The following is a 14,755-nucleotide window of genomic DNA, read 5'->3' as shown; positions in this document are numbered from 1 at the left end:
TTAATCTTGTTAAAGATATGAAACAGTTTAAAGTCAAATGGAAAACACACGGGCTGATCGTCATCACCCTCATTCTGGTAACGGTTACGGTCAAATACCTTTGGATCGCACTGATCAACCCTGGAGATCTGGAAGCTTATGAGCTCGCCTTTCAAAGGAATCACCTGGCGTACGACATCTACCTAAACTTCTTATGGCCACAAATAGGCCTCTTGCTGGTATTTTATGCCACTTATCTGTGTCTCAATTTTTTCACCATTCCAGTACTCTTCCGGAACAAAAAAAAACCAGCGTATTATCTCGGGGTGGCGCTTCAGATCGGCGCGCTCGGCTGCCTGCTGGCATTAGCTGCAAATACCGCAACCTATTACACCAGGCCCTATCTGAACAGCTATGGCCCCCTGTTTCAGTTCTATGCCCTTTTTGGATACAATGACAGACCCCTTCAGGACCTTACTTTTGGCTGTATCAACGGACTAAAACTAGTACTGATATACGCTGTCTACCTCTTCCTGAAGGAATACCTTATTGCCAGAGCAGAAAGATTGCCTAAAAGCGCTTACCGGGTTTCACGGTTGAACCAGATCAGCACCGCCCTGATCCTCTTCATCAAGATTCCATTCTTTTGGGTGGCTTTCCATCTGATCGACAACCTCGCCATCTTCCGCGGCTACTATGTTTTAATTACCCTGGCATTGATTGTTTATGCCATACAGCAAAACAGGCGGATGTTTCGGCTAAAGCGTGCTGAAAAAGCCCTGACCCGCTCCAAAGCAGACCTGCAGTTCCTGCGCTCACAGATCAACCCGCATTTCCTGTTCAACGTACTGAACACCTTATATGGCACGGCCCTGCTCGACGGCTCAAAACGAACTGCCGAAGGCATACAAAAGCTTGGCGACATGATGCGCTTCATGCTTCGTGAAAACCACCTCGATTTTATCCCCTTAAGCCGGGAGATTGACTATCTCCACAATTATATTTCTCTCCAGAAATTGCGGCTCCCCGAAGAGTCAACCAGCATTGAACTGACCATTGATGAAGGTGCCGGCAGTCAATTGATCGTGCCTATGCTGCTGATCCCCTTTGTTGAGAATGCCTTTAAACACGGCGTACAACCGCCAGAAAAATCATGGGTAAAGATCACGCTGACCTGCAAAGCCGAAGAAATCCGTTTCGAGGTGCGCAATAGCCTGTTTAGCGCGGCCGCCAATGATCCTGAAGCGGAATATTCAGGAATTGGTTTACCAAACGTACGTGAAAGACTGAACTTATTTTATCCAGGCAAACACGAGCTGAATTATGGCATACGGCGTCAGGAGTTTGTAGCAGAACTAATCATTAACACTTTAGCAGAATAAATATGTTAAGAGCCATTGCGATCGATGATGAACCCATAGCCCTGGAGATCATAAAAAATCTCGCAGCAGAAGTCCCGTTTATAGACCTTAGGGAGTGTTTTACCAATGCCCTGTCAGCGGTAAGCCTGCTGCACCAGCAACAAGTGGATCTGTTATTTCTCGACATTAAAATGCCGGGGATCTCTGGACTTGACTTTATCCAGACCGTCAGCCAGCCGCCCCTTGTTATTTTCACAACCGCTTACAGTGAGCATGCGGTACAAAGTTTTGAACTAAATGCCATAGACTACCTCTTGAAACCTTTTTCAGCAGAACGTTTCCTGAAAGCATGCAATAAAGCTGCCGAGCAATTTGAATTCCGCCGGAGCTACCCGCAGGCAAATGGTCCTGAACCGGCGATATTCATAAAAAGCGGCTATGAGCATGTCCGTGTAGAGCTCAGCGCCATTCACTACGCGGAGAGTCTGGGTAATTATGTCCGGTTTCAGGTCGATGGCCCGCCCATATTATCCAGGCTAACAATGAACGAGACAGAGAGCCTGCTACCAAAAACATCATTTATCCGCATTCACCGGTCCTATATCGTTGCCCGGCAACTGATCACCAGAATTGATAAAACAAGCGTCTGGGTCGGGCAGACGGAACTGCCTTTGGGCTCGGCCTACCGGCAGGAACTCGACAACCTAATTAAAAACAAAAGCTAACCTTACGTTATGAACCCATTTAAATTAATAGCCATTTTATGGCTAATCGCCCTTGCTTTGCCTGTTTTTTCCCAGAATCATGGTGTAAAAGGCAGGGTTACAATTACCGGGGCATCTATTGTCATCCTGAACAAAAAAGATTCGCTGATCCAGGCCTTCACCCGCAGTAAAGCCGACGGTAACTTTATGCTAAATCAGCTAAGCAGCGGTAATTACATCCTGCTGGCAACCTATCCAAACTATGCGGATTATACCGAAGATTTTGTATTGGACAGCAATCATTTGCTGAAAGACTTTGGCAATATCAAGCTGACACCCCTTTCTGTGCTGCTGAATGAAGTGATCATTAAAGGGACGATCTCCGCGGTCAGGATCAAGGGCGACACCACCGAATACAACGCGAAGGCATATAAATTAAATCCCAACGACAAAGTAGAAGACCTGCTGAAGCGACTGCCGGGTATACAGGTAGACAGAAACGGGCGCATTACCGCTCAGGGGCAGGCGGTCAATAAAGTACTGGTGGACGGTGAAGAATTTTTTGGTGATGACCCTATCCTGGTCACCCAAAATATCCGGGCCGATATGGTAGATAAGATCCAGTTATATGATAAAAAAAGCGACCGGGCAGCATTCACCGGGATAGACGATGGGGTCAAAAACAAAACGATCAATGTGGTTTTAAAAGAAGATAAGAAGAATGGCTATTTCGGAAAATTGACCGCAGGGTCCGGCACCGGTAAATACTATAAAAGTGAAGGGATGTTTAACCTGTTCAAACCGAAACAAAAGCTTTCTGCTTACGGAATTTGGGGAAACGATGGCAAGACCAATCTGGATTGGCAGGACAATGCCAAATACGGTTCATCTAACGTTGATCTTTCTCAGCAGGGCTCGGTCATACACCTGGAAAGCGGTGATGAACTGGAATCTTTTTCCGGGCGCTACAACGGCCAGGGCCTGCCGCTGGCCAGAACCGGCGGACTGCATTATGACCACAAATGGCAGCAAGACAACCAATCGGTCAATATCAATTTCAAGACCGGTGCGCTAAATGTCGACGGGGACGAGCAGACGGAGACAGAAAATAACCTGCCTGCGGGCACCATCAACAGCAGTGCCGGCCGAAACTTTCAGAATTTCATTTTCAGGCAAATTGCCGATGTGGCTTACCAGAAGAAATTCAGCCCAAACACTGAACTTAAGATCACGCTCAGCGGCGGACAAAAAAACACCCGTGCAAAAAGCACCTTTATTTCAAACGCTTATACGGCCGGGCAGCAGCTGAACGAAAACCACACCACCATAGCTAATAACGGATCCAAAAACCAGTTTAGCGCAGCCGTATTGTACAGCCATAAACTGAAGAAGGAAGGAAGGACCTTAGCTGTTTATTTGGTGGAGGCCGCAGACAAGAATAATACCCGGGGTTATTTAAACACGAAGCTCGATTTTTTCCTGACTGGCCAACCGGATAGTACCGAAAAAACGGATCAGTTCAAGCCGTTACTGCTCACAAATCAAGCATTCAATAGCAGCATCACCTACAGCGAGCCAATTTCCAGGAAACTGGCCTTAATGCTAACTTACGGTTTGGGCAGCGGCAACAGCCGGTCAGACCGCCGGTCCTACAACCGCGACTTTAACGGCGGTTACAGCCTTTTAGACAGTTTGTACAGCAACGATTTTAAACTGACACAAACAACCCAGCAGTTCAATGCCCTGATCAACTTTAAAGCAGGAAAGTTATTACTGGACGGCGGTGCCAATGGCAGCCTGGTCAAGTTCAGCCAGCTGGACGGCATTACCGGCAGCTTATTTGCCCGTAAGTTCCAGCTGCTGAATCCGCAGGCAAATTTGCTTTACCAGTTTTCGCAGCAGGCATCGCTTCGTTTCAATTATGCAGGCAATGCCAACCCACCAAATATCGGGCAACTGCAACCGGTACTGATCAACAACGATCCACTCAACATCACCAGCGGCAATCCGTACCTCAAACCTGCCTTTAGCCACCGTTTTTTTACTTTTTACCAATCTCATGAACCAAACGGTGGTGAATTGATCGGGATCAGGGGCAGCTACATGCTGACCTCCGGAGCGGTTGTGAACCAGGTAATAACGGATTCGGCTGGTAAAAGTACAACAGGCTTCGTTAACCTTTACCGACGCAAACCCGCTAACGCGCGTATTGCTTTATTTTACGACAGGAAGATCAAACCCCTTGATCTGATTGCAGGCCTCAATTTTGATTTCAACGGAATGAGCAGTTACAGTTTTGTTAACCATTTGCTAAACCGATACTATACCAACACCTACCGGCTGGAGGCGAGATTTACTAAATACGTAGAGCAGCGCTATGATTTCTATGTGACCCTCGGACCGAGCTATACCGTCAGCGCATCATCACTGCAGCCGGAACGCAATAATAATGGGCGGGGATTTAACTCAACCGCCGATCTGAATGTTTATTTACCAGGAAAATTGAAGTTAGCGGCTAATGCCAATTATCAGTACACCGCGCGAACAGCCATCTTTCCTGCGCCCTTTGAAAGACTGTTGGTCAATGCCGCACTCAGCAAAAATTTCCTTAGGAATGAAAGCATGAAGCTATCGCTGTCCGGCAACGACTTATTGAATCAAAATACCGGTTTTAACCGCAGCATAAACAGCAGCCTGATCACAGAGAACACCTATACTACCATTAAAAGATATTTCATGCTGTCACTCAGCTATGATTTTAACCACAGCCTAAACTCCAGCAAATAATCAAACCATGAAAAATTTCTTCTTTCTTTTTGTCATTCTACTGCTGTCCGGCAGCCATGCTGCGTCGGCACAACAGACCGGATTGATCACTTCCGGTACGGTTGAATATACCAAAACCATTAATATGTATGCTTTACTTAAGCCAGGTGGTGATAATGTCAATGAACTTGCTTTCGAACAATATAAACAGCAACAACCCCAGTTTGCCCGTCTGTACAGCAAACTAAGTTTTAACAACGGGGAAACCCTCTTTACGCCGGTGAGCGCAGGCAATTTATCTGCAGGCTTCTTTTCTATTCCGCAGATCGCCTTGCAAAACAGTACCGTATTTGTAAATCATAACAACCATACCCTGGCCAGTCAAAAGACCGTATATGACGCTACCTACCTGCTTAAAGACAGTGTTGGCAAGATACGCTGGAGGCTGACGTCGGAGTTGCGCGATATCGCCGGGTATAGCTGCCGCAGGGCAAATGGAATGACCCAGGATTCACTCTATGTCGTGGCTTTCTATACGGATCAAATCCCTGTACCGGGGGGTCCTGAATCGTTTACTGGCCTCCCGGGAATGATCCTGCAGGTCGCGCTGCCCCACGAGCACATCAACTGGATCGCCTCGAAAGTAGCCGTAGGTCCTGTTGCACCTGCTGCGCTCAGGGCACCTAAAAAAGGCAGGCAGATAGATAGGAAAGGTCTGAAACTCCGGCTCCGGGAGCTGTCTGAGCAAAGAAAGGAACCAGTTACCGTCAATTTGAAAGCATTCATGCTTTGAAGGTAAAGCATTTTCTGCGCCTGGAAGCGGCCTTCTGCGCTTGTTCTGAAATTTCCGAATTCTAAACAGCCAGGTGGAATGTAATTTTTTCCGTCATTGGCAGTTGTCCGGATTTTCCGGATAACTGAATCCTCATCCAACTCACTGGATTTAAATATGGTTGATGGCTGTTATCCATATGTCAAATATAACCTGATCTGGTTTGTAGCAAGTTTATATAATTTTTCAGTAGCAACGTTTTAATCAGAAGAGAAAAATCTGTATTTTCATTCAAACGCAGATCAACATCATAATGACCAATAAACATATTGTCCTGTCCCTTTTGTTCCTGACATTCTTCAGCTTGATTTCGAACGCACAATCTTCTTACAATCAACACCTAAGTAAGGGCCGCTTCGGACTGCAAAACCAGGAGTATCAAGCTGCCTTAGAGCATTTCAAAGCAGCCCGCGAAATTATGGAAAAAGAAACTGCGGATATCCCGTCAGGATACTGGAGGCAATTGTGGATCAGCGGAGGCGACGCCGCATGGCTAGGCGGCGATAAAAAACTGGCACAGGAATACTACAACAAATACACCGCTACCGATCTTACCCGACTCAACGATAAGATCGCGCTTTTAAAATCAAAGGGCATCAAATACCTGTTTACCTACTACTCCTACAACCAGGGAAGCACTGGCAGACCGATTTTTGTAGGCCCCGGCCCTTACCCCTGTGCCAGCGTCATCTCTAAATACCTCATCTGGCTTGATCAGGATAAAACTTACATCCAGCTTTTTGACGAGTGTAAAAGCTATGAGGCGAAGATCGTTAAAGACCCCGAACTGGCCAATTTTTACAAAGAATACGTCGATACGATGGTCAACGAAAAGATCAGCCATTTCGGATACCAGGGTTTTCACATGCAGGAATATGAAATGGCATTTTATACACCTGATGATGGCATCTGGAAAAAACATTTCAATGTAGCTTACGACCTGACCCCTCCAAAATACACCGCGGAGCAGTTGAAAAACAAGGCATTGAAGGGAAGTCCGGAAATGTACCAGGCTAATATCAGCACGCAATTGAGTAAATTTTTTGCCCTGATCCAATCCCCGCTGCACGACTACAACAGGAGCATCGATACCACAAGAAATAGACCCGCAGTGGTATGGGGGAAAACCATAGTGATCGATAATGAACCCATTACCGGGAACAACAGTCCTACTCATACAGACAGAACTAACTACGGATCGGAATACTGCAGACTGCTGAAATTGAAGGAGAAAACCTGGCTGGCGGCCTACACAGTTGCACGCAACAAAGGCTATTTGGCTGATCCTGCAGGGGGCCTGGAACTGGAAATTGCCAGAAGCACAGACAATGGTCAAACCTGGAAGCCTATATCGCTAATCTCAGATCGAGGCAGGGATCTGGACAATGCCGAAATAACACTGCTTAAAGATGGTTCAATTGTACTGGCCTGCAGGTCCGTTCGCTGGCAGGAATCTTACCGGTTACCAGTTTATAAAAGTAAAAACAATGGAGTATCCTGGACAAAAATTAGCACCATTGATGCCAATGAAGGTAAACCAGGTGAATTGGGCAGTCCCGATAAGGGTGTTTATGAACCGCATATTTTACAGATGGACAATGGCGACCTGTCTGTCATGTATGCCAATGAAAAACACATGACTGACCCTGAACGGCTACCTCAAGTCATCTCTCAAAAAACATCCACCGATATGGGAAAGAGCTGGGGAGAAGAGAAAATGATCGTTTACGACAAGATGTACAATCTTTCCCGTCCGGGTATGCCTGTCTGGTCAAAAATGAAAAACGGAGAATTCATCCTGGTATATGAAATCTGTGGTACTGAAGGCTGTGCAGTGTATTACAAAACCAGTCCCGATGGCTTTCAATGGCCCGCCGGCCTTGGAAAGTATCTGCCAGGATTCCAAAACGGAGGTCCGTTTCTGCTTTCAATGAGCGATGGCCGTCTGGTCGTCACTTCAAACACGGGTTACATTTCCATCAGTCCGGACTACGGTAAAAACTGGAACAATGCGGCTGTACCATGGAAGCAAAAAGTCCTGTATTCCGTAGACTGGACCCAGAACATCTGGTCTTCATTATACCAGTTCGGTCCAAAGGAAATTGCAATCGTCAGCTCTGTTAAAAGAGACGGTGGCGGACATAACATACAACTGCGTTTCGGAACGGTTAGTCCGTAGGTTTATTCCTGCAATAGTCAGTTGCTGTTTAGCCGCTTTACTTCTTTCTCGAAATCGCTTATAAAAGCCTGATCCTGTGATACCCGAAATTTTTCGTAAGCGTTCATCATCTAATACAAAGCCCTTAATGATAAACTCCCGAAGTAGTTTCGTCGCCTAAATACGAAACTGCGTGGCCTGCTTGGAATTCACGCGATAACTACAGCAATAATTGCATCGAGGTTGTAAAATTCAATCTCGTGTGAAACTTCCCGATTTCCTTCTTGTTGAACTATTCGAATTTTTCGAATAACTGAATTTTCGTTCAATTATTATTTCAATCTTAATGACATTAATTTTTAAACCTAAAATTATTAGCAAAATATTAACAAATACTAATTAATTTAGTTATAACTTTGTAGCAACCTAATTTTGAATTTTATGAAAGTTTTATGCGTCAGGAATACCTTTCCCGCAAATACACGACAAGAATTGAAGACATCATTATAAAACATGGGAAATTTTATGAAAGGATATCAGGACAACCCGAGACTTAGTCATTGGGACCAGCAGCGGGCAGACAAGCAGAAACTCATCCCTATCGTCAAGGAGGCCCTGCGTCTAAACATGTGGCTTTTTAATAAATACAACAATGCATGGTATACACCGGAAGAGTTTGGCCTGAAGTATCAAAATACAGAATTGTCAAATTATGAAATGGCGCGAATGCTGGAGAACATCGTGATCCGGGATCCCAGAACCGGCAACACTGCCTATCACAAAGAAATCGAAAAGCGGATCGAAGCTTTTCACAAAGAAATCAATGATCTGCGCATTAAAGGTGAAGCCTTCCTGCACAAAGTGGTCACTTATTATCAGCAAAAGCGAGAAAATTGACAGATGAAAACGAAAAGCCAGGTATGCCAGATCTAAACAAGGTGAATGAATTAATTGACCCAACCGCTTAGCTGATTTTCAGACCCCTTAATTTCTGAACAACAAAGGCGCCAGTTCATGCAGGCTACGCCGCCAGGTTTGGAACTCATGAGCAGTATTTGGCGACACATAGGTCATGACAATAATAAAAGGCTTGATCTTACCTTCCACCCCTGCCACCAAGGCCCAGACTTACCTTTACGCTATCGGCCTGTGGGGCCTTTACCCGAAACCGGGCATAGCCTTGTGAGTTTACCTGCGGATAATCCTGACCAGGCTGATTCACTGACGAGGGTTTAAAGTCTTCTTTGATAGTTGTTGGTGATACTTGCGCCTGGGCCGTAATTGCCATGCCAATCGCCAGCATAATCATACTGATACTTTTGTTTGTCATTTTTAATTATACATTTATGCAGTGCGTAATTTGTTTGTTGTTTTGCAGGCATGACAAGCTATGTAAATGAGATGTCTCCGGGTCAAACTGCTACTAAATGTAGCAATAATGAGCAGGATAAACAAACACTTAAAGACGCATTGTTAATACTCCAATCCAAACGATTTAATACTATTTTCTGCGGCTGGGAGCGGCCTCCTGCGGGCTTCCTGCGGTTAAATAGCCTGCTTTCTGCGGTTAGAGGTACTTTTTGTCGCAGAAGGTATGCAGAAGTCCCGCAGGAATTGTGGAAAGGGGGATAATTGTAAGTTACGTGCGCTAGTTTACTCTAAAAATTGTTGCTAAAACAAAAAATCCCCTTAGATTTTTCTAAGAGGATTCCTGTTTTAAATATTTTTTATTCAATACATAGTGACTTATAATTCTTCAATTTCCTGATGATTCAACCCTGTACCCTTGACGATATCACTAACAATTCTTCGATCTCTTCTTTAGACAGCCGGGTATATTTTATAACCTGTTCGATTGGAGCCCCATCAGCTAACATTTCACGGGCTATTTCACGGGCTATTTCACGACCAACCTCACGCGCCAGTTCTTTCTTCTCATCCTCCGCTTTAGCCCGTTCTTCCTGACGGCCTCTTTCAAGCCCCTCTCTTTCTCTTCTTTCCAGTAATATTTCCCTGACTCCCATTGTGAGATGACTTATAATTCTTCGATCTCTTCTTTAGACAGCCGGGTATATTTTATAACCTGATCGATTGGAGTTCCATCAGCTAACATTTCACGGGCTATTTCACGACCAACCTCACGCGCCAATTCTCTCTTCTCATCCTCCGCTTTAGCCCGTTCTTCCTGACGGCCCTCATTTTTAGCTCTGTCCAGTAATATTTCCCTGACTCCCATAGGTGTGGTCCTTCCGGTTAATTGTTCAACTTCTTCTTCAAATTTAATCATCATTTCTGGATTTTGGAAATTAACATAATACGCAAGAAAGTCCATGATTTTAATGTGTTTGGACTTGCTTACCTTTCTTTTTATCAGCTCTTTAGTCAGATCAAGCTTGATCTGTTTTAAAGCTTCATCATCAACATTTTTATTTTTTAATGCAAGCAATGCCACCAAAGCGACTACTGCAAATGGATTAGGATTTTCTCGCAATTCCTGTTCATCCTGATCCAGGAATTTGTAAGTATTGAACTCGTAGCTGAGTTTAGTGCCCAGATATTCTTCTCTATATACTTTTGGATGATAGCTTTTGATCTCATCAATCAGGATGGCAAATGCAGTAATGGATACGTTGTGCTTGTCTTTGGCCCTGTAAAAATACCTGAACATTCTCGACCCCAGATCTTCGACTCCTTTTTGCCCCTGAACCTCAATATGAACCAGGATAAACCTGCTTCCACCCGCTTTCAAATGTACCTTTACTAATTTGTCTACATAACGAACCCCTACACCATTTTCCTCCGGTGGAAAAAGCCTGTTAAATTCCTTGTCCATGAAGCTAAACTTTCCCTCCATGTTAAAAATCTCGTCGGCATCCGGGAAAAAGAACCTCAGGAAATCCTCAAACACATCTTCAAGAATTCCCTTCCATAATTCATCATCACGTTTAGGCTGCTTCTTATAATTGGGATCTCTCTTGAGTTCAACGATCGGCTCTTCAACAGTCAGTTCTTCTAACATTTACATCTGATTTTCACCAAATATATATCCATAAACACACAATAACAAATAAATATTACATTATGATTAACATATATTTCAAAAAACAATAATATAAATCAATTATTTGAAACATTAATCAAAATTTTGATAACAGGGAATCTTAAATGAGGGAATATATTATTCTTGATATGAGAAACGCTAACTTAGTCTTACCATCCTTAGGAAAATGAACGAAAAGCCACAGTTTTTGGAAAAGGAGAAGATCAATAACTTCGACCATATCGTTGAGATCATAGATACCTGCGGAATTGCTCCGGGAACCATATAGTAGATTGTTTTCTATCTTACCATGATTGTATGAACTTCATCATTTCTGGCAATGAAATCACCTGAATACCATTTACACCTGCATAACCCTCTTCCCCCGGGTATACCACATAACGATGGGTTGCTTGTATATCATCACATGCGAGATGGAAACCTTTAGATACTGATGGTGTAAGCGATCTTTTGATTTCGATAGCCAACCTCTGCTGCTGATTTTCTAAGACCAAATCTATTTCCGCTCCTGCCGAAGTCCGGTAAAACCATGCCGTTACGCCAACAGGAAGACTAGTCAGCATATTCTCCAGAACAAATCCCTCCCAGCTTGGGCCCGTAACCGGATGCCCTAAAACATCATCCAACGTATGCAAATTCAACAGCGCATGTACAAGTCCGCTATCCCGTATGTAGATTTTTGGCGATTTGACCAACCGTTTCCCCAAGTTACCAGACCAGGGCCGAAGTGTCCTGATCAACAGCAAATCTTCCAGCAATTCCAAATAACGCTTTGCCGTTACTGCTGAAATATCCAGGCTTGCGCCCAGTTGCGCTATATTGACCTGTGCCCCTTGTTGATGGGCCAGCATGGTCCACATTCTACGTAAAGTTACAGCAGGTATTCTGGGGCCTAATAGTGGCACATCCCTTTCCAGGTAAGTACTGATAAAATTGTCTCTCCAGCGTAAACTGGCAGCATCACTCCTGGCCAGAAAACTGTCAGGGAAACCTCCCCGAAGCCATAGCCTGTTCAAGTCAGCTACCGAACGCTCAGGTAATTCATCACAACTTAAACCTGCCAGTTCTTCATAGGCAATTCTCCCTGCAAGCGTTTCAGAAGATTGTTTCAGCAAATCCAGCGAAGCCGATCCCAAAATCAGAAACTGTGCTGTTCTAAGCCCTTGCTTCCGCCTTTGGTCTATCACACCTCTCAGCACTGCAAATATCTCTGGTACACGCTGTATCTCATCAAGTATAATCAGTTTGCCCTTATGTGCTTCAAAATAAGCCTCTGGTTCTTCCAATTTAGCTGCATCAGAAGGCCTTTCCAGATCCAAATAAATGTAATCAAAACCGTTATCAGATGCTACTTCTTCAGCAAGCGTAGTCTTACCTACTTGTCTTGGCCCCAATACCGCAACAGCAGGAAATTCCTGCAGTAATTCTAATACCTGGGATTTCATTTTCCTTAAAATCATCCTAGCAAAAGTAATATTAAATATTACAATTACAAGGATAAATCCTATAAATCGGTTGCGGTATAGCTTTCTTCAATATCCATACCCTACTGCCATAATTGCCGGGGATCATCTACCTGTAACACCTTAAAACAAAAATCCTGCACGTAAAGTACCCATCGGATAACGTTCCTTGTGAAGTCCCATTTTACTGTTCTGCTGACTGTACCCCAGGCTCGTTTGAAAAGCCGTTTTACCACCAAGCGAAAATTTATATCCCACGCCGGCGCCCATATTTATACCATTCAGGAAATTGTTGTTGATCTGTATGGAGTGGCCAAAATCCGCATAAGCAAAAGGCGTATTTTTTTCATTCTTCCAGTAGTACCTGGCGTCAGCAAAAACCTGAAAGGAGCTATCGTAAAAAAAATTGGCATCAGGTGTTTTATAACCTTCAATACCTACACCAAGACCGAGGGAAAACTTTTCTGTCAGGAAAAAACCGTTTATAGTTCTCAAACTCAGAGCCTGCGCAAAACTATCAAACGTATCCCCTGCTGGGTTGACTTCAAATCTTTGGGCGCCCATGTGATAGCCGAATTCGGTGAACCAAAACTACTCCTGCCAAATCCGCTTCGCTGAAATAATCACCCATTTACCATTCTCCTTTTTTAAGAAAGCATGCCCCCCTTCCATAATCATTCCGTAATGAACCAATGCATACTTCATAACCTTGTCAAAGGTTATCGAATAAACAATTGGAGGCGTAAGGGGGTCTGTAGTCAAAAATCTTAACATAATTTTCGAGGAATTGCTTTTTCTTAACATCAACCTTTAGAATGCCTTTAAGTTTAAAAAACCAATTCTCTAAATGTGCCTGCAAAGTTAAATAAAAAATCTAAACATTAATCAATAATTAATTATTTACACTGTTTATCAACATTCTGAGATTTACTCCAAAATATTTGAATTTATTTTCAATATTAATGGCCGATCTAAGCCCTCGAAAAGTACATGATAAGGACAACTGCCGGAAAGACCACAAAGTAAAACACCCCTAATTGAAAAGCGAGCCTATGGTACCTGGAAAGTGAATTGAGCTTATTATTGTTATATGCCGTAATTCCCATTAACACCGGAGCAGGCAGTAACAAGTAAAATGTACCTAAGGAAGCCATCCCTGACCACCGCCAAAAAAACGCAGTCAACACCACCATTAACAAACCGCCATAGGTTACAAAGATGATGAAGAAATAAATTCCAAGTGTACTTACCAGGTTCTGCTTTCTAAGTCTTGCCAGTAAACGAAGGTAAACCGCAAGTCCCGCTAAAGGCAACACCAAGTGAATAAACAAGAAAATGATGATTTCTTTAACGGACATTCTGGGATTCTGTTAGGATCTTCAATGCAATCTAATAAATTGAACCGGTACATAATCAGTCAACCATACCTTATTTTCCGACAAGTAAAACAAATGACCTGCAGCCTGCATCTCAGCGGCCAGAACGGTTAATACCACTGGTTTACCATGCCTTCCCCCTACCTGAGTCGCCGTTTGAACATCCTGACTGAGGTGTACATGCTGTCTTTCCCGTTTCTCAAGGCCAGCATTCAAAATTGAACTGACAGATTTTTCCGCTGTACCATGATACAACAAATCTGGCGGGATCTGAGGACTGTGACCCAGATCGACAGCAACTGAATGACCCTGACTTGCCCTGATCCGCTCTTTGTGCTCATCAAAAGCAAACCGTTTTTTACTATTCGTTTCTACCACAAGATCCAGCAACTCCCGATCGATAAATGTGCCACTGGCATTGATTTGCTGGATTAGGAAATTAACATCAGCCCAGCCCTCCTTGTCCAGCTCTATACCAATCAATTCAGGTCGATGGCGCAAGACCAGACTTAGAAATTTACTGATTGAATTTATTTGTTTAGTGTCCATACTCCTAATTTACCTTCTTTACCTTCAAAATAACGGGGTAATCGGTTAAAGCAAATGAAACATCATCATCCGCTACAGTGACAATAAATCTGGCAATAAATCCCCTGCGATCTTTCCATTCCTGAATAGATAATAGCTGATTATCTGGGTTATAAGTCCAGTAAATATCTGGAGACGGTGTAGATTCTTTTGCTAGCCCGGGCATTATAATTCTGCAAACGCCCTTATGATTTTTCTGAAATAAAAAAGTACTTTTTAGCAAAGGTGGTTTGAGCATAGTCAAGACCTTTTTATCTGTAGAACCGGCTTCATTGGTCAAAACGACATCCATTACTTTCCAATTGCCTATAAAAAAAGGCTCAGATAATTGAGCATGTGAGGCAAGGGATGCGATCACAAGCAAGAGCGATAGAAGATATTTCATAACTCAAATATAAGATCAAAAAACCTAAAAGGTAAAAAGGTATACTGATATCCTAGCTGCATTCAAATTTCATGGATATACG

The 14,755-nt window shown here is 43.6% G+C and carries 15 protein-coding genes; 7 read left to right on the top strand and 8 right to left on the bottom strand.

All coding sequences use genetic code 11. The annotated features are described in order from the left end of the window. The first annotated feature begins 17 nt into the window (after positions 1-17). The 6 genes from QEP08_RS06420 (at position 18) to QEP08_RS06395 (ending at position 8,697) form a co-directional block, all read left to right on the top strand. Positions 18-1,361 carry a sensor histidine kinase gene (locus tag QEP08_RS06420; RefSeq protein ID WP_285056659.1) on the top strand — a complete coding sequence of 448 codons (1,344 nt, stop codon included), beginning with the start codon at positions 18-20 and terminating at the stop codon, positions 1,359-1,361. A gap of 2 nt (positions 1,362-1,363) precedes the next feature. Next, positions 1,364-2,065, top strand: coding sequence for a LytR/AlgR family response regulator transcription factor (locus QEP08_RS06415; RefSeq protein WP_285056658.1), 702 nt, complete (start codon positions 1,364-1,366; stop codon positions 2,063-2,065). Between the two features lie 9 nt (positions 2,066-2,074). Next, positions 2,075-4,831, top strand: coding sequence for an outer membrane beta-barrel protein (locus tag QEP08_RS06410; RefSeq protein ID WP_285056657.1), 2,757 nt, complete (start codon positions 2,075-2,077; stop codon positions 4,829-4,831). Between the two features lie 7 nt (positions 4,832-4,838). Further along, positions 4,839-5,603, top strand: coding sequence for a GLPGLI family protein (locus QEP08_RS06405; protein WP_285056656.1), 765 nt, complete (start codon positions 4,839-4,841; stop codon positions 5,601-5,603). Between the two features lie 292 nt (positions 5,604-5,895). Continuing rightward, a complete protein-coding gene (locus tag QEP08_RS06400; RefSeq protein ID WP_285056655.1) occupies positions 5,896-7,821 on the top strand; it encodes a sialidase family protein in 1,926 nt (641 codons plus the stop codon). 504 nt (positions 7,822-8,325) lie between these two features. Then, positions 8,326-8,697, top strand: a complete 372-nt coding sequence (locus QEP08_RS06395) for a hypothetical protein (RefSeq protein ID WP_285056654.1) — start codon at positions 8,326-8,328, stop codon at positions 8,695-8,697. A gap of 199 nt (positions 8,698-8,896) precedes the next feature. On the opposite strand, the gene QEP08_RS06390 is transcribed toward QEP08_RS06395, so the two are convergent. Further along, positions 8,897-9,130 carry an early set domain-containing protein gene (locus QEP08_RS06390; protein WP_285056653.1) on the bottom strand — a complete coding sequence of 78 codons (234 nt, stop codon included), beginning with the start codon at positions 9,128-9,130 and terminating at the stop codon, positions 8,897-8,899. Between the two features lie 50 nt (positions 9,131-9,180). Between QEP08_RS06390 and QEP08_RS06385 the strand changes: the two genes are divergently transcribed. Further along, on the top strand, positions 9,181-9,432 hold the full coding sequence (locus QEP08_RS06385) for a hypothetical protein (protein ID WP_285056652.1): 252 nt from the start codon (positions 9,181-9,183) through the stop codon (positions 9,430-9,432). A 140-nt stretch (positions 9,433-9,572) separates the two neighbouring features. On the opposite strand, the gene QEP08_RS06380 is transcribed toward QEP08_RS06385, so the two are convergent. The 7 genes from QEP08_RS06380 to QEP08_RS06350 all read right to left on the bottom strand — a co-directional run bounded on the left by QEP08_RS06380 (position 9,573) and on the right by QEP08_RS06350 (position 14,673). Beyond that, positions 9,573-9,824 carry an Rpn/YhgA-type helix-turn-helix domain-containing protein gene (locus QEP08_RS06380; RefSeq protein WP_285056651.1) on the bottom strand — a complete coding sequence of 84 codons (252 nt, stop codon included), beginning with the start codon at positions 9,822-9,824 and terminating at the stop codon, positions 9,573-9,575. An 11-nt stretch (positions 9,825-9,835) separates the two neighbouring features. After that, positions 9,836-10,819, bottom strand: coding sequence for an Rpn/YhgA-type helix-turn-helix domain-containing protein (locus QEP08_RS06375; RefSeq protein WP_285056650.1), 984 nt, complete (start codon positions 10,817-10,819; stop codon positions 9,836-9,838). A 326-nt stretch (positions 10,820-11,145) separates the two neighbouring features. Then, positions 11,146-12,306, bottom strand: coding sequence for an ATP-binding protein (locus tag QEP08_RS06370; protein WP_285056649.1), 1,161 nt, complete (start codon positions 12,304-12,306; stop codon positions 11,146-11,148). Positions 12,307-12,447: 141 nt separating this feature from the next. Then, positions 12,448-12,888 (bottom strand): hypothetical protein, encoded by a 441-nt coding sequence (locus QEP08_RS06365; protein ID WP_285056648.1) that lies wholly within the window; start codon positions 12,886-12,888, stop codon positions 12,448-12,450. A 407-nt stretch (positions 12,889-13,295) separates the two neighbouring features. Beyond that, complete coding sequence (locus QEP08_RS06360) at positions 13,296-13,682, bottom strand: hypothetical protein (protein ID WP_285056647.1); 387 nt, start codon at positions 13,680-13,682, stop codon at positions 13,296-13,298. A gap of 21 nt (positions 13,683-13,703) precedes the next feature. Next, the gene (locus QEP08_RS06355; protein ID WP_285056646.1) at positions 13,704-14,249 is read right to left on the bottom strand and encodes an RNA 2'-phosphotransferase; all 546 of its coding nucleotides are present in this window, start codon (positions 14,247-14,249) and stop codon (positions 13,704-13,706) included. A gap of 4 nt (positions 14,250-14,253) precedes the next feature. Beyond that, positions 14,254-14,673, bottom strand: a complete 420-nt coding sequence (locus QEP08_RS06350) for a hypothetical protein (protein ID WP_285056645.1) — start codon at positions 14,671-14,673, stop codon at positions 14,254-14,256. Between the last annotated feature and the right edge of the window lie 82 nt (positions 14,674-14,755).

The sequence above is a fragment of the Pedobacter ginsengisoli genome (genome assembly GCF_030244015.1).
Classification (GTDB): Bacteria; Bacteroidota; Bacteroidia; order Sphingobacteriales; family Sphingobacteriaceae; genus Pedobacter; species Pedobacter ginsengisoli.
This window is presented reverse-complemented; position numbering and strand designations above follow the sequence as displayed.